24 protein-coding genes are annotated in these 23,728 nt (G+C 32.8%); 19 read left to right on the forward strand and 5 right to left on the reverse strand.

Annotated elements, in window-relative coordinates:
• Positions 1-6: 6 nt before the first annotated feature.
• On the forward strand, positions 7-471 hold the full coding sequence (gene ribH / locus ISP08_RS05450) for a 6,7-dimethyl-8-ribityllumazine synthase (RefSeq protein ID WP_195717960.1): 465 nt from the start codon (positions 7-9) through the stop codon (positions 469-471).
• Positions 472-737: 266 nt separating this feature from the next.
• On the opposite strand, the gene ISP08_RS05455 is transcribed toward ribH, so the two are convergent.
• Positions 738-1,739, reverse strand: a complete 1,002-nt coding sequence (locus ISP08_RS05455; RefSeq protein WP_195717961.1) for a proline dehydrogenase family protein — start codon at positions 1,737-1,739, stop codon at positions 738-740.
• 232 nt (positions 1,740-1,971) lie between these two features.
• On the opposite strand from ISP08_RS05455, the gene ISP08_RS05460 reads away from it, so the two are divergent.
• The 3 genes from ISP08_RS05460 (at position 1,972) to ISP08_RS05470 (ending at position 4,480) form a co-directional block, all read left to right on the forward strand.
• On the forward strand, positions 1,972-2,799 hold the full coding sequence (locus ISP08_RS05460; RefSeq protein WP_195717962.1) for an alpha/beta fold hydrolase: 828 nt from the start codon (positions 1,972-1,974) through the stop codon (positions 2,797-2,799).
• A gap of 177 nt (positions 2,800-2,976) precedes the next feature.
• The gene (locus ISP08_RS05465; RefSeq protein WP_195717963.1) at positions 2,977-3,924 is read left to right on the forward strand and encodes an L-lactate dehydrogenase; all 948 of its coding nucleotides are present in this window, start codon (positions 2,977-2,979) and stop codon (positions 3,922-3,924) included.
• Between the two features lie 154 nt (positions 3,925-4,078).
• Positions 4,079-4,480, forward strand: a complete 402-nt coding sequence (locus ISP08_RS05470; RefSeq protein ID WP_048794431.1) for a transcriptional regulator, SarA/Rot family — start codon at positions 4,079-4,081, stop codon at positions 4,478-4,480.
• 112 nt (positions 4,481-4,592) lie between these two features.
• Here the strand turns inward: ISP08_RS05470 and mnmM are convergent, their stop codons facing one another.
• Positions 4,593-5,153, reverse strand: a complete 561-nt coding sequence (mnmM, locus tag ISP08_RS05475) for a tRNA 5-(aminomethyl)-2-thiouridylate-methyltransferase MnmM (RefSeq protein ID WP_195717964.1) — start codon at positions 5,151-5,153, stop codon at positions 4,593-4,595.
• On the reverse strand, positions 5,150-6,103 hold the full coding sequence (gene mnmL / locus ISP08_RS05480) for a tRNA modification radical SAM protein MnmL/YtqA (protein WP_195717965.1): 954 nt from the start codon (positions 6,101-6,103) through the stop codon (positions 5,150-5,152). The genes mnmM and mnmL overlap by 4 nt, the downstream gene beginning before the upstream one ends.
• A gap of 106 nt (positions 6,104-6,209) precedes the next feature.
• Between mnmL and ISP08_RS05485 the strand changes: the two genes are divergently transcribed.
• The 3 genes from ISP08_RS05485 to ISP08_RS05495 all read left to right on the forward strand — a co-directional run bounded on the left by ISP08_RS05485 (position 6,210) and on the right by ISP08_RS05495 (position 10,441).
• A complete protein-coding gene (locus tag ISP08_RS05485) occupies positions 6,210-7,388 on the forward strand; it encodes an MDR family MFS transporter (RefSeq protein WP_195717966.1) in 1,179 nt (392 codons plus the stop codon).
• 302 nt (positions 7,389-7,690) lie between these two features.
• Entirely contained in the window at positions 7,691-10,108 is a 2,418-nt protein-coding gene (gene leuS, locus ISP08_RS05490; RefSeq protein ID WP_195718682.1) for a leucine--tRNA ligase, read from the forward strand.
• A 21-nt stretch (positions 10,109-10,129) separates the two neighbouring features.
• Positions 10,130-10,441: a rhodanese-like domain-containing protein gene (locus ISP08_RS05495; protein ID WP_048794426.1), complete on the forward strand. Its 312-nt coding sequence runs from the start codon at positions 10,130-10,132 to the stop codon at positions 10,439-10,441.
• 149 nt (positions 10,442-10,590) lie between these two features.
• Here the strand turns inward: ISP08_RS05495 and ISP08_RS05500 are convergent, their stop codons facing one another.
• Positions 10,591-11,856 carry a BaiN/RdsA family NAD(P)/FAD-dependent oxidoreductase gene (locus ISP08_RS05500; RefSeq protein ID WP_195717967.1) on the reverse strand — a complete coding sequence of 422 codons (1,266 nt, stop codon included), beginning with the start codon at positions 11,854-11,856 and terminating at the stop codon, positions 10,591-10,593.
• Positions 11,857-12,225: 369 nt separating this feature from the next.
• Here ISP08_RS05500 and ISP08_RS05505 point away from each other — a divergent pair, with 369 nt between their 5' ends.
• From ISP08_RS05505 to ISP08_RS05540, 8 genes are all read left to right on the forward strand, one after another.
• Positions 12,226-13,863, forward strand: coding sequence for a putative polysaccharide biosynthesis protein (locus ISP08_RS05505; RefSeq protein WP_195717968.1), 1,638 nt, complete (start codon positions 12,226-12,228; stop codon positions 13,861-13,863).
• Entirely contained in the window at positions 13,860-14,558 is a 699-nt protein-coding gene (locus tag ISP08_RS05510) for a pseudouridine synthase (RefSeq protein WP_195717969.1), read from the forward strand. The genes ISP08_RS05505 and ISP08_RS05510 overlap by 4 nt, the downstream gene beginning before the upstream one ends.
• Positions 14,559-14,579: 21 nt before the next feature.
• Positions 14,580-14,981 (forward strand): YtxH domain-containing protein, encoded by a 402-nt coding sequence (locus ISP08_RS05515; protein WP_048794422.1) that lies wholly within the window; start codon positions 14,580-14,582, stop codon positions 14,979-14,981.
• A 220-nt stretch (positions 14,982-15,201) separates the two neighbouring features.
• On the forward strand, positions 15,202-16,611 hold the full coding sequence (pepV, locus tag ISP08_RS05520) for a dipeptidase PepV (protein WP_195717970.1): 1,410 nt from the start codon (positions 15,202-15,204) through the stop codon (positions 16,609-16,611).
• Positions 16,612-16,614: 3 nt separating this feature from the next.
• Positions 16,615-17,484, forward strand: coding sequence for a D-amino-acid transaminase (gene dat / locus ISP08_RS05525; RefSeq protein WP_195717971.1), 870 nt, complete (start codon positions 16,615-16,617; stop codon positions 17,482-17,484).
• 410 nt (positions 17,485-17,894) lie between these two features.
• On the forward strand, positions 17,895-18,686 hold the full coding sequence (locus ISP08_RS05530; protein ID WP_048794419.1) for a phosphotransferase family protein: 792 nt from the start codon (positions 17,895-17,897) through the stop codon (positions 18,684-18,686).
• A gap of 12 nt (positions 18,687-18,698) precedes the next feature.
• Complete coding sequence (gene trmB / locus ISP08_RS05535; protein ID WP_195717972.1) at positions 18,699-19,337, forward strand: tRNA (guanosine(46)-N7)-methyltransferase TrmB; 639 nt, start codon at positions 18,699-18,701, stop codon at positions 19,335-19,337.
• Between the two features lie 111 nt (positions 19,338-19,448).
• Positions 19,449-20,276 carry a YtnP family quorum-quenching lactonase gene (locus tag ISP08_RS05540; RefSeq protein WP_195717973.1) on the forward strand — a complete coding sequence of 276 codons (828 nt, stop codon included), beginning with the start codon at positions 19,449-19,451 and terminating at the stop codon, positions 20,274-20,276.
• A gap of 16 nt (positions 20,277-20,292) precedes the next feature.
• Here ISP08_RS05540 and ISP08_RS05545 read toward each other — a convergent pair whose 3' ends face one another.
• On the reverse strand, positions 20,293-20,625 hold the full coding sequence (locus ISP08_RS05545; protein WP_195717974.1) for a PepSY domain-containing protein: 333 nt from the start codon (positions 20,623-20,625) through the stop codon (positions 20,293-20,295).
• Between the two features lie 79 nt (positions 20,626-20,704).
• On the opposite strand from ISP08_RS05545, the gene ISP08_RS05550 reads away from it, so the two are divergent.
• From ISP08_RS05550 to ytpR, 4 genes are all read left to right on the forward strand, one after another.
• Positions 20,705-21,781: a M42 family metallopeptidase gene (locus ISP08_RS05550; protein ID WP_195717975.1), complete on the forward strand. Its 1,077-nt coding sequence runs from the start codon at positions 20,705-20,707 to the stop codon at positions 21,779-21,781.
• 16 nt (positions 21,782-21,797) lie between these two features.
• Complete coding sequence (locus ISP08_RS05555) at positions 21,798-22,106, forward strand: thioredoxin family protein (RefSeq protein WP_048794414.1); 309 nt, start codon at positions 21,798-21,800, stop codon at positions 22,104-22,106.
• 127 nt (positions 22,107-22,233) lie between these two features.
• Entirely contained in the window at positions 22,234-23,097 is an 864-nt protein-coding gene (locus tag ISP08_RS05560; RefSeq protein WP_048794413.1) for a DUF1444 domain-containing protein, read from the forward strand.
• Between the two features lie 14 nt (positions 23,098-23,111).
• Positions 23,112-23,708, forward strand: a complete 597-nt coding sequence (ytpR, locus tag ISP08_RS05565; RefSeq protein ID WP_195717976.1) for a YtpR family tRNA-binding protein — start codon at positions 23,112-23,114, stop codon at positions 23,706-23,708.
• Positions 23,709-23,728: the final 20 nt, after the last annotated feature.

Here is a 23,728-nt window from a genome sequence, read left to right on the forward strand (position 1 = left end):
AAAATTATGAATTTTGAAGGTAAATTAATAGGAACAGATTTGAAAGTTGCGATTGTAGTAAGTCGTTTTAACGATTTTATTACGAATAGATTATTAGATGGTGCTAAAGACACGTTAGTTAGACACGAAGTACCAGAGGGTAATATAGACGTTGCATATGTGCCAGGTGCATTTGAAATTCCATTAGTTGCTAAAAAGTTAGCACAAAAAGGTGAATATGATGCAGTCATTACTTTAGGCTGTGTTATCAAAGGATCTACATCTCATTACGACTATGTTTGTAATGAAGTATCAAAAGGTGTATCGAAAGCAAATGACGTAGCGGATATTCCAGTTATTTTCGGTATTTTAACAACTGACAATATCGAACAAGCTGTTGAAAGAGCAGGAACTAAAGCAGGTAACAAAGGTTCTGAAGCGGCAGTAAGTGCAATTGAAATGGCAAACTTATTAAAAACGATTAATGCATAATTAAAAGATAATGCCGAGAAGACAAATTGGCTGATAAGCAAAATGAACGTCAATTTCTATTGAAATTTTGTAGAAATTGACGGTTTTTTATATTTAGTGATATCAAGAGATAGCCAAAAATTTTGCTATGACTTGTGAAAAATACACGGCAAAATTTTGGAATGATAAAAAACAGAGAGCGCAACCATTTTGGATGCGCTCTCTTATTTCATAAATAGCAATCAAAATTATAGACTTATTTTTCAGATATGCTGTAATAGCTATTGTTATTTTTTGCTAAATTTAAATAATGCTACAATACTGCTAACTACTGCCAATGTACCACCTAAAATTAGTCCTAATTTTTTAAGCATTTGAGGACTAGTAAATTCTTTATAAGCTAAGACTAAGTTTTGAGGTCTTTCTGCTAATCTACGCATGAAATAGCTAAACCAATCATCACCAAAAGGTACATATATACAGAAGTTATAACCTTCTTTGGCAATTTCTTCCGCTAGTTCTGATCTAAAACCATATAACATTTGGAATTCATATTGTTCTTTTTCGATATGATTGTCTTTAACGAATTGTTTAACGTGATTTATAATAGCGTCATCATGTGTTGCGATAGAAGTTACATGGTTACAATTTAATAATCGCTTTTCGATTATATCTATGTAATTTTTGTCTATTTCTTCTTTGGTTTGGTAGGCAATAAATTCATTTTCTTTATAAGCGCCTTTGACTAAACGTAAACGTAAATCAGGATATTTATCTATTAAAGCTTCAGCCCTAAATAAATAGGCTTGAATTACTGTTCCTACATTTTTAAATTCACCTTTTAAACGGTCAACGGTTTGGATTACTCCAAATAATGATTCATATTTTTCGGTATCTATGTTTATATGCATATTATTAAATTCATTTGCTTTTAATAATATTTCTCTTAAATTTTTATAAGCGAGGTCTAAATCGAACTCTGCACCTAATTGACTAATTTTAATAGACATATGTGCATCTAAATTATGGTCATAAATAGCATACATAACTTCTAAAATTCGATCTTTAGCTTGAATTGCTTCACCTTCATTAGCAACATATTCACCTAAATTATCTACTGTAACAACGATTCCCTTGTCGTTGAGTCGTCGTATCGTTTCCAATAACATTGGAATTGTGTTGCCAGCTACTACTTTTTTTGCACCAAACATGGGTCCTAATTTTTTCGCAGTAGCGTTTAAAAATTGACTATTAGATAAAGCAATAAAGAAATCTTTCACGATTGGCATTTTCATTCCTCCTAACAATAACTCTATTTATAATAGTGTATCATGAATTTAATAGGGAAGAAAACGTTCACAAATATTTATTATACTAATTATATAACATATTACACAATATTGGATAATTTGACTATAACAGAAATGATTGCCTTGATTACGGGATAAAAAATGGTAATTTAGAGTAATTATTTGATACAATTAAGATAATGAAATATTACGAGAAGGAGAAGTATACGATATGTGGAAGTGGGAAACTGAAAACGAAGCCAAAGGTGTAATTGTAATCGTACATAACATGTTAGAACATACTGGTAGATATGCCTATTTAATAACTATGCTTCGTCGTAATGGATATCACGTAATTATGGGTGATTTACCAGGCCAAGGCCAAACTTCACGTTCCAATAAAGGTCAAATTAAAAACTTTGATGTATATCATGAAAATGTCTTGGAATGGATAAAGATTGCAAACGAATATAAAATTCCAACGTATGTTATTGGTGTCGGTTTAGGTGGGTTAATTATGCTAAATCTACTCGAACGTGTGGAAGTTCCAATAGAAGGCTTAGCATTAATTTCTCCGATATTAGAATTCAAAAAAAGTGGAAAATCACGTAAAGATAAAATAGTCGCTAACGTTAGTAATATTGCAAAAGATACACGTTTTAAAGTAGGCATCGATGCCAATGATCTAACGCGTAATGCAGAAGTAATCGAAGAAACTTTAGAAGACCAATTAATGTTAACTAAGGTAACCTATCATTGGTATAAACAAGTCTGTGAAGTAATGAAAGAAACCGTAACACACCTAACAGATATCGATAAAATACCATTATTATTAATGTATGGTACTGAAGATAAAGTTGCTGATACTAAACTTATGGAAGAAATTAAAGCAAAAGTGAAGTCTGATGAACTATACTTTAAAGCATGGGAAGGTTTATATCACGAAGTGCACAACGAACCCGAAAGAGATGAAGTAATGCGTTATATACTGTCATTTTTAAATAATAGTTCTAGTGCAATGGGCTTTATTATAGATGACGAAAATAACGTGAATAACTAGTTGCATTGTAGATTGAACATTAAATAGCTGTGATATTATTATTGCTTATTTTAATGTTCAATCTTTTTTAATAAAATATTATGTGAAAAAAATCACAAAAACTATTGTGTTCTGTTTGAGAAAGTGCTAAATTAACATTGTGAAAAAAATCACAAATAAAATGATAGGTGTGATCTTATGGAATATACAAAAAGTAACAAAATAGTTTTAATAGGTGACGGAGCGGTAGGTTCCAGTTATGCTTATACATTAGTAACTCAAGGGATTGTAGACGAATTATCAATTATAGATGTAAATGAAGAAAGAGTTGCGGGTGATATTCAAGATTTAGCGCATGCCTCTGCATTATGTGCTAAAAAGACCAATTTAAAAGTTGGCACTTATGAAGATTGTGCTGATGCTGACATCGTAGTGATTACAGCTGGCGTTAATCAAAAACCTCATGAAACGAGATTAGATTTGGTGACAAAAAATACCGAAATATATAAAGATATTATCTCTAATATTATGGCACATAATTTTTCAGGTATATTTATCATAGCAACTAATCCTGTAGATATTATGACTTATGTGACAAAGAAACTTTCTGGTTTTCCTAAAGAAAAAGTGATGGGTTCAGGCACGGTGCTTGATAGTGCACGTTTTAGACATGAATTAGCGCTATTAACTGGTATTGCTCCTACTAATATAGATGCACAAATTATTGGTGAACATGGTGATTCTGAATTGGCTGTATGGTCCAACGTACAAATTGCTGGACAATCTTTAGATAAATATAGAACACATTATCCACTAACTGAAAATGAATTAAACCAAGCATATATTAATACTAAAGAAGCTGCATATCATATTATTAAAGCAAAAGGCGCGACATGTTATGGTATTGCCATGGCCTTAACAGAAATCACAGTTGCCATTTTAAGTAATCAAAATAAAGTTTTGACAGTTTCAAGCTATTTAGAAAATAATGATGTATATATCGGGGTGCCAACGTTAATAAATAGAAATGGCGCAATGCAAATATATGAAGTTGTGTTGAATAGTATGGAAGAACAACAATTTAAAGATTCCATATTAATTTTAAAAGATACTCTTAAAAAATTAAGTAATTACTTTATTGCATAATCCTTAAAATAATTTTAAAATGTGTATAAGATTAATTTTAATAAAAAATGTAATTTTTAATAAATGTTAAGTTTACGTCTATTAAAAATTTGTGCATTGATTTAAAATTAATTTTACATGTTTTACTATATATTTTTTATATGGGGGAATTGTTATGGGGAAGGCGATAGATAATAAGGTTGCAAATGTCTTGAATTTGAACCAAATTTTAGAGGAAATTGAAGCTATTTTCAAAAGCATTAAGAAAGAATATAAAATGTCTAAAGAAGAGATTTTAATCTTACTTACGCTCTGGAAAGAAGGTTCAATGACTTTAAAGCAAATGGATGAATTTGTACACATCAAATCATATAAACGTACACGTACGTATAATGATTTAGTTGAGAAGAAGTGGATTATAAAAGAGAGACCTCAAAACGATGAACGTACAGTTATTATTCATTTTAACGACAAGTTAGAAGATGAAAGGGAACATCTTTTAAACTTTATCATTGGTGAAATTAATTCGAGAAAAGCAAGTTTTCAGGAAAGTTTAACTGCCATTTTAAACTTATAGGAAAATAAGCGATTTTGTAACGAAGAATTAAACATAACAGCCTATTTATGCATAAAGTCATAAATAAAAAGATTGTTATCACATGAAGTGATTACAATCTTTTTCTGTTTATTTAACGTTTTTCTATTGCACAAATAAAAGGCGGGTCATTTTGTTGGTTAATAAATTGGTATTGCAGTACATGCGCAACTTGTTGATCCATTGAAGTTAAGAAATTAAGCACTTGGTCACGTTCAATTTTCCCCTCATCATGTCCGGGATAAATAACTAAAATAATTATGCCTTCCGTTGCTAATAACTTAAAAATACGCTCTATGGCGGAAATTGTACTTGCCGGTTGAGTAACAATTTGTTTGTCGCCTTTAGGGAGGTAGCCTAGATTAAAGATTGCTGCATCTACATACCCATGGTAAGAATTAGGAATATACGCTTGGGCATTATCATGACTGTCATGTATAAGTGTAACATTGTCAAAGTCTTTGATTTTAGCAGAAGTATTCTCAATGGCTTGTTGTTGTATGTCAAACGCATATACTTTACCGTTTGGTACTTGTTGCGCTAAAAATAAAGTGTCATGTCCATTACCGCAAGTAGCATCTATAACAATACTTTGATCGGTTATATGTTCTGATAATAAAGTTTTAGCATAAGGTAAGATTCTTGTTAGTTTCATACGTGGTGTACACTTTCAAAGTGTTTACCTTGATAAGAATTACGACGTGCAAGTTCATTATCAATTTCATTTAATACTTCCCATTTGTTGACACTCCACATAGGTCCAACCATTAAATCAATCGGACCATCACCAGTGATTCTATGTACAATCATTTCAGGTGGTATTAATTCTAATTGATCACATACTAGATTTGTATATTCTTCTTGAGACATAAACTCAAGCATACCTTTGTCGTATTGTTTAACCATTGGTGTACCTTTTAATAGGTGTAGTAAATGTATTTTAATACCTTGTACATCCATTTGAGCTACTTCTCTAGCAGTTTCCATCATCATGTCATAGTCTTCGCCAGGTAATCCATTAATAATATGTGTACAAATATTTATATTATATTTTCTTAATTTAGCGATACCTTCATAATACGTCTGCATGTCATGAGCACGATTAATTAAATCAGACGTTTTTTGGTGTACTGTCTGTAAGCCTAATTCTACCCATAAATAAGTACGTTCATTTAATTCGGCTAAATATTCTACTACATCATCAGGTAAACAGTCTGGTCGAGTAGCAATAGATAATCCTACGACGCCTTCTTCTTTCAATGCAGCTTCATATTTTTCACGTAAAACTTCGACTGGGGCATGTGTATTTGTAAAAGCTTGGAAATATGCAATATATTGTCCGTCACTCCATTTTTCATGCATTCTGTCTTTAATTTGTCTAAATTGCACTTCGATTGGATCAGCACGATTACCAGCAAAGTCGCCACTACCTGCTGCAGAACAAAATGTACAGCCACCGTGAGCAACAGTACCGTCTCTATTTGGGCAATCAAAACCACCATCTATAGCGACTTTAAATATTTTTTGTCCAAATTTATTTTTTAAGTGGTAATTCCATGTATGATATCTTTTATCTTCGAATGCGTAAGGGAAAAAATTACCCATTTAACATTTTCCTTTCTAAAATCATTATAGTTAAAGATTTTAACATATTTTGTGTTATATTGTTTACTGTAGTTTTAGAAAAATTAAAAGTAGAGGGGCTTTTAATATGAATATGCCTAGATCAGTATGGTGGTTAGTTATTGGTATGGCATTAAATATAACTGGCTCAAGTTTTCTATGGCCATTAAACACAATTTACATGAATCACGAATTACATAAAAGTTTAACAGTAGCAGGTTTTGTGCTACTTATTAATTCGTTTGGTATGGTAATTGGAAATTTATTAGGTGGTACGTTTTTCGATAAATACGGAGGCTATCGAACAATTATGACGGGGACAGTCATCTGTTTGATCAGTACCACATTACTGAATTTCTTTCATGGTTGGCCATGGTATGCGGTTTGGTTAGTTTGTCTAGGCTTTGGTGGTGGCTTAATAATTCCTGCAATTTACGCTATGGCCGGGGCAGTTTGGCCTAATGGTGGTAGACAAACATTTAATGCTATTTATTTAGCTCAAAACATAGGTGTAGCACTTGGTGCTGCATTAGGTGGTTTCGTTGCAGAAATTAGTTTTAATTATATTTTTATTGCAAACTTAATTATGTATGTATTATTCGCATTTGTAGCTGTGTTTAACTTCAATATTGAGCTAGAAGTTAAAGTTAAACCAAATGAAACATTTAAAATATTTTCAAAACAATATAGACCACAGTTTATCTCGTTATTGTTGTTATGTTCGATGTTTATCATTTGTTGGATTGCATATATTCAATGGGAAAGTACAATTGCGTCATTTACACAACACTTAAATATTTCGATGAGACAATACAGTTTATTATGGACAGTAAATGGCATATTAATATTAGTCGCACAACCATTTATTGCCCCAATTATTCGACTGTTAAAAGGAAACTTAGTTCACCAAATGTTCGTCGGCATAGTCATATTTATGTTGTGCTTTTTCGTTACAAGCTTTGCCGAGCAATTTTCAATTATGATGATTGGCATGGTCATCCTTAGTCTAGGCGAAATGTTTGTCTGGCCAGCAGTACCGACAATCGCAAATAAATTGGCGCCACACGGTAAAGAGGGATCCTTCCAAGGCTATGTCAATTCAGCTTCCACGGTAGGGAAAGCATTAGGGCCTTTACTAGGTGGTGTCATCGTTGATACTTTCAATATCAGTGCGATGTTTATTGGCATGATAGTATTGCTATTTATAGCGCTAATATTTCTTTATGTTTTTGGCAAAAGTTTCTATCGAAAAGATGGTGCTTCTTAATTGTTATCATAACAATTAAGGTTAATTTTTCTACTTGAAAATCGTCAGGTTTTACAATATTATTAATAGAGTATAGGAGTAGTAACTTATCAAACTTTTCTGCAGAGAGCTAGGTTGGTGTGAACTAGTGTTAAGTTTTAAGTGAACTTACCAATCGTAAAAATTGATTTTATAAATAACATCTCTAACTATTTAATTAAGTGAGTGCACTTTTAAAGTGAACGAGGGTGGTACCGCGGCTAATGTCGTCCCTTTAATATGCTAAATAGTTTGAGGTGTTCTTTTTATGAATAGGAGGAAACATTGTGAATTATAATCATAATGATATTGAAAGAAAGTGGCAACAATATTGGGAAGAAAATAAAACATTTAAAACGAGCGATAATTTCGGTCAAAAGAAATTTTATGCGCTAGATATGTTCCCGTATCCATCTGGTGCTGGTTTACACGTAGGACACCCAGAAGGTTATACAGCAACTGACATCGTTTCTCGTTATAAAAGAATGCAAGGTTATAATGTGTTACACCCTATGGGCTGGGATGCATTTGGTTTGCCAGCTGAACAGTATGCATTAGACACTGGTAATAATCCAAGAGCCTTTACTCAAAAAAATGTGAATACATTCAAGCGACAAATTAAAGAACTAGGCTTTAGTTACGATTGGGATAGAGAAATCAATACGACTGATCCAGAGTATTATAAATGGACGCAATGGATTTTTATTCAACTTTATAACAAAGGTTTAGCATATGTGGATGAAGTTGCAGTTAACTGGTGTCCGGCATTAGGAACGGTTTTATCAAATGAAGAAGTAATCGATGGCGTATCAGAACGTGGTGGTCACCCAGTATACAGACGACCTATGAAACAATGGGTGTTAAAGATTACTGCTTATGCTGATAGATTGTTAGAGGATTTAGATGACTTAGACTGGCCAGAATCAATTAAAGACATGCAACGTAACTGGATAGGTCGTTCAGAAGGTGCTGCTGTTACATTTAATGTTGAAAGTACACAAGACAATATAGAAGTCTTTACTACAAGACCAGATACAATTTATGGTGCGACTTTCTTAGTGCTAAGTCCAGAACATGAATTAGTAAATGAAATTACGACACCTGATAAAGAAGAAGCTATTAAAGCTTATCAAGAAGAAGCGGCTAAAAAGTCAGACTTAGAACGTACAGGTTTATCTAAAGAAAAATCAGGCGTATTTACGGGTGCCTATGCTACAAATCCATTATCAGGTGAACAAGTCCCAGTTTGGATAGCTGACTATGTATTATCAACTTATGGTACAGGTGCAGTGATGGCAGTACCAAGTGGTGATCAACGTGACTATGAATTTGCTCAAGCATTTGACTTACCTATAGTAGAAGTAATCGAAGGTGGAGACTTAAGTAAAGAAGCCTACACAGGCGATGGTCCACACGTTAATTCTGGTGAATTAAATGGCTTATATAACGAAGGCGCAATTACAAAAGCGATTGACTTATTAGAAGAAAAAAATGCTGGTACACGCAAAGTAAACTACAAACTACGCGACTGGCTATTTAGTAGACAAAGATATTGGGGCGAACCAATCCCTGTTATTCATTGGGAAGATGGCACAATGACTACAGTTCCAGAAGATGAACTACCTGTATTGTTGCCTGAAACTAATGAAATCAAACCATCAGGTACGGGTGAATCACCATTGGCTAATATTCCTGAATTTGTTAATGTAGTTGACGAAGAAACGGGTATGAAAGGTCGACGTGAGACAAATACGATGCCTCAATGGGCTGGAAGTTGTTGGTATTATTTAAGATATATCGATCCTAATAATGACCAAATGTTAGCCGACCCTGAAAAACTTAAACATTGGTTACCAGTTGATTTATATATTGGCGGCGTAGAACATGCAGTGTTACACTTATTGTATGCAAGATTTTGGCACAAAGTATTATATGATTTAGGCGTCGTTCCTACAAAAGAACCATTCCAAAAATTATATAATCAAGGAATGATTCTTGGTGAAGGTAACGAAAAAATGAGTAAATCCAAAGGTAATGTCATTAACCCTGACGACATTATTAAGAGTCATGGTGCCGATACATTAAGACTATACGAAATGTTTATGGGACCATTGGATGCAGCAATTGCTTGGAGCGATAATGGACTTGACGGTTCTCGCAGATTCTTAGATAGAGTTTGGAGATTGTTGGTAAACGAAGATGGAACGTTATCTGACCGTGTGGTAGAAGATAATGATGGCTCATTAGATAAGTCTTATCATCAAACTGTCAAAAAAGTATCCGAAGACTTTGATTCGCTAAACTTTAATACTGCAATCAGTCAGTTGATGGTATTTATAAATGACTGTTATAAAGCGGATACGTTGTATCGTTCTTATATTGAAGGTTTCGTTACAATGCTTGCTCCGATTGCTCCACATATTAGTGAAGAACTTTGGAATATATTAGGCCACGAAGGCACAATTACGTATCAACCATGGCCAACTTATGATGAAACGCTACTTGTCGATAATGAAGTAGAAATAGTAGTACAAGTTAATGGTAAAGTAAGAGCGAAGCTTAATATCGCTAAAGATACGTCTAAAGAAGATATGGAAGCAATCGCTTTAGATAACGATAGTATTAAGAGCGAAATTGAAGGCAAAGATATTAAAAAAGTCATTGCAGTTCCGCAAAAACTTGTTAATATAGTAGCCAAATAAATTTAGATTGGAGTTTTATTAATGGAATCTATTACAGTAGATGAATTGAAAGAGAAAATTGTCGATTCTAACCCAGTAAATATCGTTGATGTTAGAACTAGGGAAGAAACGGCTATGGGAATTATTCCAGGTGCTAAGACAATACCAATGAACGAAATTCCATCAAATCTTAATTATTTTAATGATAATGAAACGTATTACCTCGTATGTAAAGCTGGTATGAGAAGTGAACGTACAGGACAATATTTAGAAGAAAATGGTATTAATGTAGTCAACGTCGAAGGCGGTATGGACGCATGGGGCGATGATGGCTTAGAGGTCGACAGTATTTAATAGCAATTCAAAGTATAAAAAACCGGTTAATGTGTGAGATTACATCACGTTAACCGGTTTTTGTTATTTAGAAATTAAATTTGTTGTTCAACACTAGACGCTATAAATAAGCTTATTTTACTTTCACAATGTAGTTGGATTTATTATTACTATTGGTCTTGCTTATATTGGCCGGCTGAAGTACCTGCAACATGTCCTGTCACAAGGGCACTGGTAATATTATAGCCGCCCGTATAACCATGAATGTCGAGTACTTCTCCACATAAAAATAAGCCTTCACTTATTTTTGACATCATAGATTTAGGATGTATTTCTTTTAATGAAACGCCTCCACCTGTAACAAATGCTTTGTCTAATGGTAAAGTGCCATTTACTACAAATTTAAAACCTTTGAATAGATTTACTAAGTCAGTGATTTTGGCATTAGATAGATGATGTGAAGTCAAATTATCATCTATTCCGGCTTGTTTTAACATAAAGAGTAAATAACGTTCTTCGATAAGGCCATGTAAACTATTTTTTATTACTTTATCAGGCGCTTCTTTTAGTAAACCGCGTATTTGTTGTTCGACTTGATCGTGGTTCAATTCCGGAAAAACATCTAATTCCATGTATATATCTTGTTTCTTTTGGTTTTTTTGTTCTTTATAAACAAATTGACTACATCTTAATGCGGCTGGACCACTAACACCAAAATGTGTGAATATCATATCCATTTGATGCGTAATGCGTGTTTTACTATTTTTCTTTAACACACTCAGTGCTACATCTTTTAAACTTAAACCTTTTAACTCTTTTGATTTAATAAAGGGTTCTGGTGAAGTAATAGGTACTTCAGTTGGGAACAATTCTGTGATGGTGTGACCTAATGCCTCGGCAAATTTATAGCCGTCACCCGTAGAACCAGTTTGAGGAACACTCGTACCACCAGTCGCAATAACGACAGATTGTGTTTGATATGATTTTTGATTATCTAACGCAACAGTATAGCTACCATCTTGTTCTGCAGTAATAGCCGTTACGGTCGTTTCTTCTAATACATCCACTTTGTTGTTATTCAATGTATTAACGAGTGCATCGACGACGTCTTGTGCTTTGTTAGAAATAGGGAACATTCTGCCATGATCTTCTTCTTTTAATTTAACTTCTCGACTTTCAAAGAAATTGATAATTGATTCATTATCAAAGAGTGAAAAAGGGCTATATAAAAACTTACCATTGCCTGGTATATTTTTAATGATTTCTGCATAGGGTAGTCTGTTTGTCACATTACAACGACCACCACCCGAAATTTTTAATTTACGTCCTAAGCCCTTTTTCTTTTCAATTAATAAAATATTAGTGTTTTCTTGGCTGGCGGCAACTGCTGCCATTAATCCGCTAGGTCCTCCACCAATAATAATAGTTTGATACATTGATATGCCTCCATTAGAATTGTTCTTTATTATATATATGGATAATAAAATACAAATTATTTCAGGTCTAAATTTAAGGAAAGATGTAAGTACATTGTCTAATTTTTACATCAGTAACATCATATAAATTATAATATATCTTTACTTATTGCCAACTTTTAATTAAAATTTTTAAGGTTCATAGTGAAAAACGTGAAATTTCAAGAAATTATTAAACTCATGCATGTACCATAGTGACGCTTAGTGTAATATATATTGATAAGACTATTTTTTTGTTATGTTATATTATTATTGTTTTGAAAAAATATTAACAACACGTTATGATGAAGTTTACGATTATTAAATTTAATACGAGATAGGAAGATACAAATGAGTGAAAGTAAAGAGATGGTCCGAGGCACCTTCCTAATTACGCTTAGTATATTAATTACCAAGGTGTTAGGTGTCCTATTTATCATTCCATTCTACGCAATTGTTGGTGGAGAAGAAAATTTAGCGCCGTTTAACTACGCTTATCAACCATACAACATTGCAATAGCTGTAGCAACAGCTGGAGTGCCTTTAGCAGCTTCAAAATATGTATCAAAGTATAATGCTTTAGGTGCATATAAAGTAAGTCAGAAATTATATAAATCAAGTTTTATCGTTATGACGATAATGGGTATCATAGGCTTTGGCATATTGTACTTCTTAGCACCCAATATAGCGACAATAACATTAGCGCGTGAAGATGGTGTTAAAGGTGGATGGTCAGTAGCAGATATTACTTGGATTATACGTATTATAAGTGTAGTTGTTATCTTTATTCCATTGTTAGCAACATGGAGAGGGGTATTCCAAGGCTACAAATCAATGGGACCAACTGCGGTTTCAGAAGTTACGGAACAAGTTGCAAGAGTTCTATTTATTTTAATAGGAAGTTATTTAGTATTAAATGTTTTTGGAGGTTCAGTATTATTAGCCAATGGTGTAGCAACATTCGCAGCTGCAATTGGTGCAATCACTGGTATTATTACATTATGGTACTACTGGGCTAAAAGGAAACCAAATATTGAAAAAATGGTAGCATCAGATACAACAAATATCGATGTGCCATACGGGAAAATGTACAAAGAAATTCTTTCGTATAGTATTCCATTTGTTATTGTGAGTTTAAACTTTCCATTATTTAATATGGTTGACCAGTTTACACACAATAATGCATTGGATTTGGCTGGCGTGCCACAGAAAATGCATGACTATTTCTTCTCAATATTAAATATGACAACAAATAAAATTGTTATGATTCCAACATCGTTAGCATCTGGTTTTGCTGTCAGTTTAATTCCATATATTACAAAAACCTTTGAAGCCGGCCAAAGAAATGAGATGCAAAGACAAATTCGTGCTTCTCTAGGCGTATTAATGTTTATAACTGTGCCAGCCAGTTTAGGTATTATGGCATTATCTTTACCGTTATATACTGTATTTTATAAGTATAATACAGATGGTAGTCAGTTATTGTTCTATTATGCTCCAGTAGCTATTCTTATTTCGTTACTGAGTGTGACAGCTTCAATGTTACAAGGGATTGATAAGCAAAAGCTAACTGTTTTTGTAATCGTTTCTGCGGTTGTAATAAAAATTATTTTAAATACACCGTTAATTTATGCATTGCATACTGCAGGCGCAATATTAAGTACTGCTATTGCATTGTTGTTTGCTATTATATGTAACTTTATTATTTTGAAAAAATATGCACATTTTAATTTCACAGAAACTTGGTTACACTTTAGTAAAATATTCTTATACGGCTTTATTATGATGATTGCGGTAGAAATTTCATACTTTTTAATACAACTTGTAATTTCGCCTCAATCTAAAATAGGTGCGCTTATTATTGTAATTATTAGTGTGGCTGTAGGTATGTTAGTTTATGGCGTGATCACAATGAAAACACGTCTAGCCGATGAATTTTTAGGTGAGTTGCCTAATAAAATACGTCGTAAGTTAGGAATTATAAAATGAGATTAGATAAATTTTTAGCAAACATGGGTTTAGGTACACGAACTGAAGTTAAAACTTTGCTAAAAAAAGGCAAAGTAACCGTAAATAACAAAGTTGAAAAATCGCCTAAAACAAATGTTAACCCTGATTCTGATGAAATTTGTTGTGAAGATAAGCTAATTGAATATATAGATAAAGTATATTTTATGCTTAATAAACCTAAAGGTTATGTTTCTGCAACGGTAGATAATCAACATTCGACGGTTATTGACTTAATTAGTGACTTTGAACATTTAAAGCTTTTTCCGGTCGGAAGATTGGACAAAGATACTGAAGGTTTGTTATTAATTACTAATGATGGTAATTTTAACCATCAATTGATGAATCCATCTAAGCATGTACCTAAAACTTATGAAGTGATTTCTAAAAATTCTATTACAAAAAATGATATAGAATCATTTAAAACGGGTATTGAATTACATGATGGATTAACCCAACCTGCATTGTTAGAAGTTACGGATGATGAATATAAATCATTTGTAACAATTTATGAAGGAAGGTATCATCAAGTTAAGCGCATGTTTCATGCGATTAATAACGAGGTTCTTGCGCTTAAAAGGATAAAAATTGGCGACTTAGCACTTGATAGACAATTAGAGTCTGGTGACTATCGTCAATTGACCCCACAAGATTTTAAATTATTGGGGCTAAAATAAATAAAGAGGTGTGAAGTAGATATGGCAAAATTATTTAAAGCAGTATTAGGAATCGGGGGAGCTATAGCAGCTATCGTATTATCTAATAAAGATAATAGAGACAAACTTAAAAAAGAATATAATAAATACAAGTCTAACCCTGAATCATATAAGCAAAACGCAAAAGAATTTGCTAGCCAAATAAGTGATAAAGCTAGCGAAACTATTAACGAAGTGAAAGAAGACCCTAAAGGTTATGCAAACAAAGTAAAAGAAGACCCTAAAGGTTTCTTAAACGAGCAGAAAGCTCACTTCAAAGGTGAAAAAGGCGATACTTCTGAAGAAATTCAAGAAGGACGTTTCGACGATGAGGGTCCAAGTGATCCAAGTAACAACTTACACGTAGTTACTGAAAAAGAATTAAACAACAACAACAATAAATAAACGTTGATTTTTATAGGCTTAATTTGATGTAGATCAAATTAAGCCTATTTTTCTTTTGCATTATGACAGTGACTAAAAATATATTTGTGTAGCTAAGTAACTGTTTTTTGATGAAATACAACAGATTATTTTTTGATAAATTCTGTCATCTTACTGTAGTTTAGTGGTAACATCATGTAAAATGGAGTTTAATTAGATTTATAGAAAGAAGTGATCATGTATGTGGAAAGAAAAAGTACTCGAGTATGAAAATCAAATCATTGATGATTTAAAAGGATTATTATCAATAGAAAGTGTAAGAGATGATAACAAAGCTTCTGAAGATTATCCAGTAGGACCAGGCCCTAGAGAAGCTTTAAATTACATGTATACTATTGCTGAACGTGATGGTTTTAGCACACATGATGTTGATCACATCGCTGGACGTATTGAAGCTGGACAAGGTGATGAAGTATTCGGCATATTATGTCACGTCGATGTAGTACCGGCAGGAGATGGATGGGATTCTGACCCGTTTGACCCAGTTGTAACATCTGATAAAATTGTTGCTCGCGGAACGTTAGATGATAAAGGCCCAACCATTGCAGCTTATTATGCAGTTAAAATATTAAATGAAATGAATGTCGATTGGAAAAAAAGAATACATATAATTGTTGGTACAGATGAAGAATCTGATTGGTTATGTACAGAACGTTATTTCAAAACTGAAGAAATGCCGACGTTAGGTATTGCACCAGATGCAGAGTTTCCTGCAATACATGGGGAAAAAGGTATTAGTGTCTTTCATGTAGTTCAAGAAGAACAAGCCGAAGATATTGATGAACCAGATTATGAATTACATGCTTTTGAATCTGGGCAAAGATATAACATGGTGCCAGACGACGCATCAGCTAAAGTTTTAGTTAAAGAAAACATGACTGATGTTATCCAAAACTTTGAACAATTCCTAGTGGATCATAATTTAGAAGGTGGCAGTACAGTTGATAGCGGCATATTAGAACTTAATGTTAAAGGTAAGGCTGTTCACGGTATGGACCCATCAATCGGTGTAAATGCCGGTTTATATTTGCTCCACTTCTTATCTCAACTGAAATTAGACAAAACGGCGGCTAATTTTGTGAAGTTTAGTGAACAATATTTATTTAACTCACACTTTGGCGAAAAAATGGGCATGAAATTCCATACAGATAGTATGGGTGATGTAACTACTAATATTGGTGTTATTAAATACGACAACCAAAATGGTGGTAAATATGGCATTAACTTACGTTATCCAGAAGGTTTTGAATATGATAAAGCAATGAATAGATTTGATGAAGAAGTTAAAGCGCTCGGATTCAAATTAAATTTAGGTAAGAACCAAGTACCTCATTACGTAGATAAAAACGATCCATTTGTTCAAAAATTGGTTCAAGCATATAGAAACCAAACTGGAGACAAAACTGAACCATACACAATCGGAGGAGGAACTTATGCCCGTAACCTTGATAAAGGTGTAGCTTTTGGGGCTATGTTTGAAGACTCTGAAGATTTAATGCATCAAAAAAATGAATATATCACTAAAAAGCAATTATTAAATGCTACTAGTATTTATTTAGAAGCCTTATATACACTTTGTGTGGAGGGATAAATTATGACAAAAGTATTAATTAATGAAAAACTTGTAGAAGAAAATGAAGCTAATGTACCTTATAACGATAGAGGATATAACTTTGGTGACGGAATCTATGAATATGTACGTGTCTATAATAATAGATTATTTACTGCACGTGCTCACTTTGAAAGACTATTAAGAAGCGCAAATGAAATTGGTCTAGAATTAAATTATACAGTCGACGGATTAATTGAACTTGTACAAGAACTAATTTCGGCAAACAAAGTTGTTACTGGTGGCGTATACATCCAAGTTACAAGAGGCGTAGCACATAGAGATCATGCATTCCCTACACCTTCAGTTCAAACTATGATTACAGGTTTTACAAAATCATATGACAGACCTTATAAGAATTTAGAAGAAGGTATTAACGCTGTTACTACCGAAGATATTCGTTGGTTAAGATGTGATATTAAAAGTTTGAATTTATTAGGTAACGTGTTAGCTAAAGAATATGCAACAAAATACAATGCACAGGAAGCAATTCAACATAGAGGAGATACAGTTACAGAAGGATCTTCTAGTAATGCTTACGCAATTAAAGATGGCGTAATCTATACACATCCAACTAATAACCTAATTTTAAATGGTATTACACGTAAAGTAATTAAAGATATTGCTGAATCAAATGACATTCCATTTAAAGAAGAAGCATTTTCTGTTGATTTCTTAAAACAAGCAGATGAAGTAATCGTTTCTAGTACTTCAATTGAAGTAATGCCTGTTGTTAAATTAGATGGTGATAATGTCGGGGATGGTCAAGTAGGCCCAATCACTAAGAAATTACAAGAAGGCTTTACAAATTATATTGAAAACAATGAAGAAATTGCTCAAGAAATAAATCGATAAAAGTATAAAATGTCAGTTGAAATTGTGGTATAATTTCAACTGACGATATTTTATGATTCAATTAATACATCAAAAGTAAAATGTGACTATTTGTTTATGATTTTTGGTTGAAATAAAGTCGTAATCATTATAAAATCTTTATTGAGCTTAAAATTCCAATTAAGTGTCGCAAACTTAAAATTACAAAAATGTAGCGTTCATTTTAGACAAAGTGATTTAAAACATCACCATATTAACTGTGTATTAGTATCGTGATGTTTTGAATTACTCAATTGTAAAGGGGCAATTAAATCTAGTACAAGATTTAATTTTACAATTATTAAACTTATATTTTTGTTTCACAATTATTATATGGCTCTTGAAAAAGGATTTTCTAGAGTCTTTTTCTTTTTGAAAGTGAGGTGAACGTAGTGGAGCAGTTTTATCAATTAGGGTGGACACTTGATTCAGCGGGCGGTGCTTCAGGAGAAGCTTATATGGCTGAACAAGATGGGCAAAAATTATTCTTGAAACGTAATTCCAACCCATTTATAGCAGCATTATCTGCCGAAGGAATTGTACCGAAATTAGTATGGACGAAACGTATCGAAACAGGCGAAGTTGTAACTGCACAACATTGGAAAAATGGCAGAGAACTTTCGTTTAAAGAAATGCATCAAAAAAGAGTTGCGCACTTATTAAATAAAATACATAATTCAAAGACTTTACTAAATATGTTGAAAAGAATGGAAATGGAACCGATTACGCCAGACATTATGCTTCGTAAAATTAATGCTTCATTATCTAGAGAAGTATTAACACACCACGTAGTTAGAAAAGCACTAACGTATTTAGAAGAACATATACCTAATTTAGATGCACGTTTCTTTACAGTAGTCCATGGTGACGTTAATCATAACAATTGGTTACTATCAGATCACGATGAATTGTATCTAGTGGATTGGGAAGGTGCAATGATTGCAGATCCTGCTATTGATTTAGGCATGTTGCTCTATAACTACGTAGCCGAAAGCCAATGGCCTAAATGGCTTGACACATATGGAGTTAAAGATACATTTAATTTACAAAAACGAATGAAATGGTATACCGTTATTCAGTCAATTGGTATGATTCAATGGTATGAAGAACAAAAAAGATATAAAGATATGAATACGTGGCTTAAGTTTCTTAACGAAGTTATGGAACATAACGCGTTTATTTAAGGAGTATTATTAATGAGAATGCGATATAAGCCTTGGGCAGAAGATTACTTAAAATCTCATCCCAATATTGTTGATATTGACGGCAGTCACAACGGTAAAATGACCCAGTGGTTCGATAAAGAACAACCAATATATATCGAAGTAGGTTCAGGTATGGGCCAATTTATTACGACTATGGCTATAAATAATCCTGACATAAATTTTGTTGCTATTGAGCGAGAAAAAAATGTAATGGTCAAAATACTAGATAAAGTTTTAGAACAAGAACTTAATAACATCAAGCTTATTTGTAACGATGCAGGCGAACTGACAGACTTTTTTGCACCAAATGAGGTTACACGTATCTTTTTAAATTTTTCAGATCCGTGGCCTAAAAGACGTCATGCAAAAAGAAGATTAACTTATGCTACATTTCTAAATCTGTATAAGATTATTCTAATTGAAGATGGCGAAATACATTTTAAAACTGATAACAGAGGCTTGTTTGCTTACAGTTTAGAGAGCATGTCTCAATTTGGCATGTACTTTACGAAAATAAATTTAAACTTACACCAAGAGGATACCGAAGATAATATAGAAACTGAGTATGAAAGAAAATTCTCAGACAAAGGATCACGTATTTATCGAATGGAAGCTAAATTTCATAAGTAAGCAGTAGCGTTGTTCATATAATTGAACAACGTTTTTTAATGTCAAAAAATGTAAATTGTATAGATAAATGCGTATAATAAAATTATAAGGAAATAGGATAGGAGGCTAATTATGAAATTGGGTCGTTTTAATATTCACCAGTTGAATGGCGGCATTACAAATATCGATGGTGGGGCTATGTTTGGCGTGGTACCTAAACCGTTATGGACAAGAAAATACAACGTGAATGACAAAAACCAAATAGCATTACCTACATATCCAATTTTGATTCAAACTAACGATAAACTTATATTAATCGATACTGGTATGGGAAACGACAAATTAACAGACAAGCAAAAGAGAAATTTCGGCGTGGACTATGAAAGTAATATTGCTTCGGATTTGGCAGAGCTTAATTTTACGCTAGAGGATATAGATATAGTTATTATGACGCATATGCATTTTGACCATGCTAGCGGTTTAACGACAAAAGAGGGTGATGCAGTATTTAAAAATGCCACACATTATATCCAACAAGACGAATGGCATGAATTCCAAAGTCCAAATATTAGAAGTAAATCTACTTATTGGGAGAAAAACAATGGTAACTTTCGCAATAGGTTAATTTTATTCGACAAAGAAATCGAAGTTTATCCAGGAGTGAAGGTATGCCATACGGGGGGACATAGTTTTGGCCATTCAATTGTTACAATTGAAAGTGAAGGGGAAAATGCTGTTCATATGGGAGATATCATGCCAACCAATGCACATACCAATCCTTTATGGGTAACTGCATATGATGACTATCCTATGCAGTCTATAAGGGAAAAAGAAAGGTTAACTCCCTATTTTATTCAGCATGATTTTTGGTTTTTATTCTATCATGATGAAAATTATTTCGCGATTAAGTACGATAAAGAAGATAAACAAACTATCGTTGACTCAATAGAACGCAAATAAAAAAATGAGGTAATGACTAAGTCATTACCTCAAATTCGTTTTCGATAATATCTATAACTGTACCTGTCGTAGCATCAACGTAAAAATCGTAATAAGTAAAACGGTCATTATTAAAAGTTGTGATACCACCACGGTATACGGTATAAACTGTATTGTCTTTTTCATAAGTAGTAGGTTCTTCTAAAATATAAGAACCAACAACATGCATAAAGTATGTCTTAACTTCATTGATAACTTTGTTTGGATTTTTAAAGTTATGCGTTAATAATTTTTTGCTTATAGCAAGACTACTAACAAGAATAATACCGAGAACAGGTATAATAATAAGCCATGATTTTTTGCTTAACATATTTAACTACCCCCAAATAATCATAATATTAGTTTATCATAATGCAAATGATATAATAACTATTAAGGAGTGAATGAGAGTGCAAATTGATAAAAATAAGACTTTAGAACGAATGAAAGCATTAACTGAATTACATGGAGCGCCTGGTTTTGAAAATGATGTCAAATCATATATTAAAGAACAACTCGCGCCTTATGTAGACGAATTTGTATATGATCGCATGGGTGGCATATATGGTGTTAAAAAATCCAAAAAAAGTGATAGTAAACGTGTGATGGTCGCCGCACATATGGATGAAGTTGGATTTATGATAACGCAAATTACTGACAATGGGATGCTTAAATTTACAAACTTAGGTGGCGTCGCTTCTGATATTTGGCAAGCGCAAAGATTAAAGGTTAAGTCAAGAAACGGTGAAGAAATTTCAGGTATTGTTTCTAACATCCCAAAACACTTTAGAACAGGTTCAGAAGGTGCACCTAAAATTGAAGACTTAATGCTAGATATTGGTTGCGAATCAGCAGAAGAAGTCAGAGCTAGAAATATCGAAATTGGTGATTCTATCGTTCCAGATACACCTTTTACTCAACTTTCAGAACATAGATTTAATAGTAAAGCATGGGATAATCGTTATGGTTGTCTTATAGGTATAGAATTATTAGAATTGTTAAAGGATGTTGAATTAGATGTCGACTTATATGTTGGCGCAAACGTACAAGAGGAAGTAGGATTACGAGGAGCTAGAGCTGCGGCTGAATTAATCAAGCCTGATGTAGCCTTCGTTGTAGATTGTTCACCTGCTAATGACATGAAAGGTAAAAATGAATTGTCTGGTGTATTAGGTAAGGGGACTTTAATTAGAATAAAAGACGGAACGATGATTTTAAAACCAACGTTCAGAGATTTTTTATTAGAAGTAGCGACAACGAATAATATTAATCATCAATATTATATTTCGCCAGGTGGTACAGACGGCGGTGAAATTCATAAAGCAAATGAAGGTATACCAACAGCGGTTATCGGCGTATGTGCACGCTATATTCATAGTACAAATTCAATATTTGATTATCGAGATTATGAAGCGGCAAGAGCTTTATTATCAAAAAGCATCGAAAATCTAAACGATACTCAAATCGAAGCATTACAATACCAATAAATGTTGAGGTGGAACAATGAAAAATTTAGAAAATGAACAACAATTTGAAGAGTTAAAACAACAACAAACAGTATTTTTATTTACTGCAGGTTGGTGTCCAGATTGTAAAGTGATCGAACCAGATTTACCGCAATTAGAAGAGAAATATAATAACTATCAATTTATTTCAGTCGATAGAGATCAATTTATGGATATTTGCATTGACCATGGTATTATGGGTATTCCTAGCTTTTTAGTATATAAAAATGGTGAACAGTTAGGTAGCTATATTGGAAAAGAACGAAAATCAATTGCACAAATAGATGATTTCTTAGCTTCATTATAAAACGAAGTAGATGTATGTTAGACTATAAAAGTTATAAAACTATACCCTTAGAACACATATTTTTTCTGTTCCTAAGGGTATATTTATTGTAAAATATATAAAGGCATTAAATTAGGAGTGTTAACTTATGAATGTATTTCTAATGAGAGATAAGTTAAAATCACGTTTAGAACATTTAGATGTTAAATTTAATTTTAATCGTGAAGATGAAACTTTACGTATTTATAGAACAGATAATGGTAAAGGCGTTACGATTAAGCTTAATTCAATTGTAGCCAAATACAAACAACAAAATGACAAAATTATAGATGAAATTGTGTATTATGTAGAAGAAGCAATTGGGCAGATGAAAGATACTAACGTATCAGAACTAGATGATATTCAAGTTATGCCCGTATTACGTTCTCCAAGTTTTGATAAAGAAGATAAAGACGGAAATAAATTTGTAATTGATGAACATACAGCTGAAACTAACATTTATTACGCATTAGATTTAGGTAAATCTTATCGTTTAATTGATGAAACGATGCTAGAACAACTTAATTTCACTCAACAACAATTGAAAGAAATGGCATTATTTAACGTTAGAAAGTTAACGAATTCGTATACTACTGATGAAGTAAAAGGCAATATTTTTTACTTTATAAATTCTAATGACGGTTATGATGCGAGTAGAATATTAAACACGAGTTATTTGAATGATTTTGAAAAACAATGTGAGGGCGAAATGTTAGTGGCAATTCCACATCAAGACGTCTTAATTGTTGCGGACATTAGAAATAAAACGGGTTATGATGTTATGGCACATTTAACAATGGAATTTTTCACTAAAGGTTTAGTACCTATAACATCATTATCATTTGGCTATGACAGTGGCCATTTAGAACCTATTTTTATTCTAGGTAAAAATAATAAACAAAAAAGAGATCCTAATGTTATTCAACGATTAGAAGCAACACGTAAAGAATATGAAAATAAAGATAAAAAATAAGGAGAATATAGTTTATGAACCTTTTTTATAATAAAGAAAAAGTAGGCGACGTTGCCTTTGTACAAATTGACCCACAAGAGGGCCCTTTTAATTATGTAACTAAAGGGGATATTGTACAAATTACTAAAAACGATGACGTAGTAGGGTATAACATTTTTAATGCGTCACATATCGTAAATATTGATGGTAACGGACATATTAAATTAACGGATGACATAGTAAACAAATTCAATCAAGCAATCAAAAATGCAGGATTTACTAATGAATTAGATGCAGATTTATCACCAAAATTTGTAGTAGGATATGTTGCAACAAAAGATAAGCACCCAGATGCCGATAAATTAAGCGTATTATCAGTGGATGTTGGAAACGACAAACTTCAAATTGTATGTGGCGCACCTAATGTGGAAGCTGGACAAAAAGTCGTAATAGCAAAGGTTGGAGCTGTTATGCCAAGTGGTATGGTTATAAAAGATGCTGAATTAAGAGGCGTTGCATCTAGTGGTATGGTATGTTCAATGAAAGAACTTAATTTACCTAACGCGCCACAAGAGAAAGGTATAATGGTCTTGTCTGATGAGTATGAAGTAGGGCAACCGTTTTTTGAATAAAATTAGGAGGTAATGTCAAT

Source organism: Staphylococcus lloydii (assembly GCF_015775975.1).
GTDB lineage: Bacteria > Bacillota > Bacilli > Staphylococcales > Staphylococcaceae > Staphylococcus > Staphylococcus lloydii.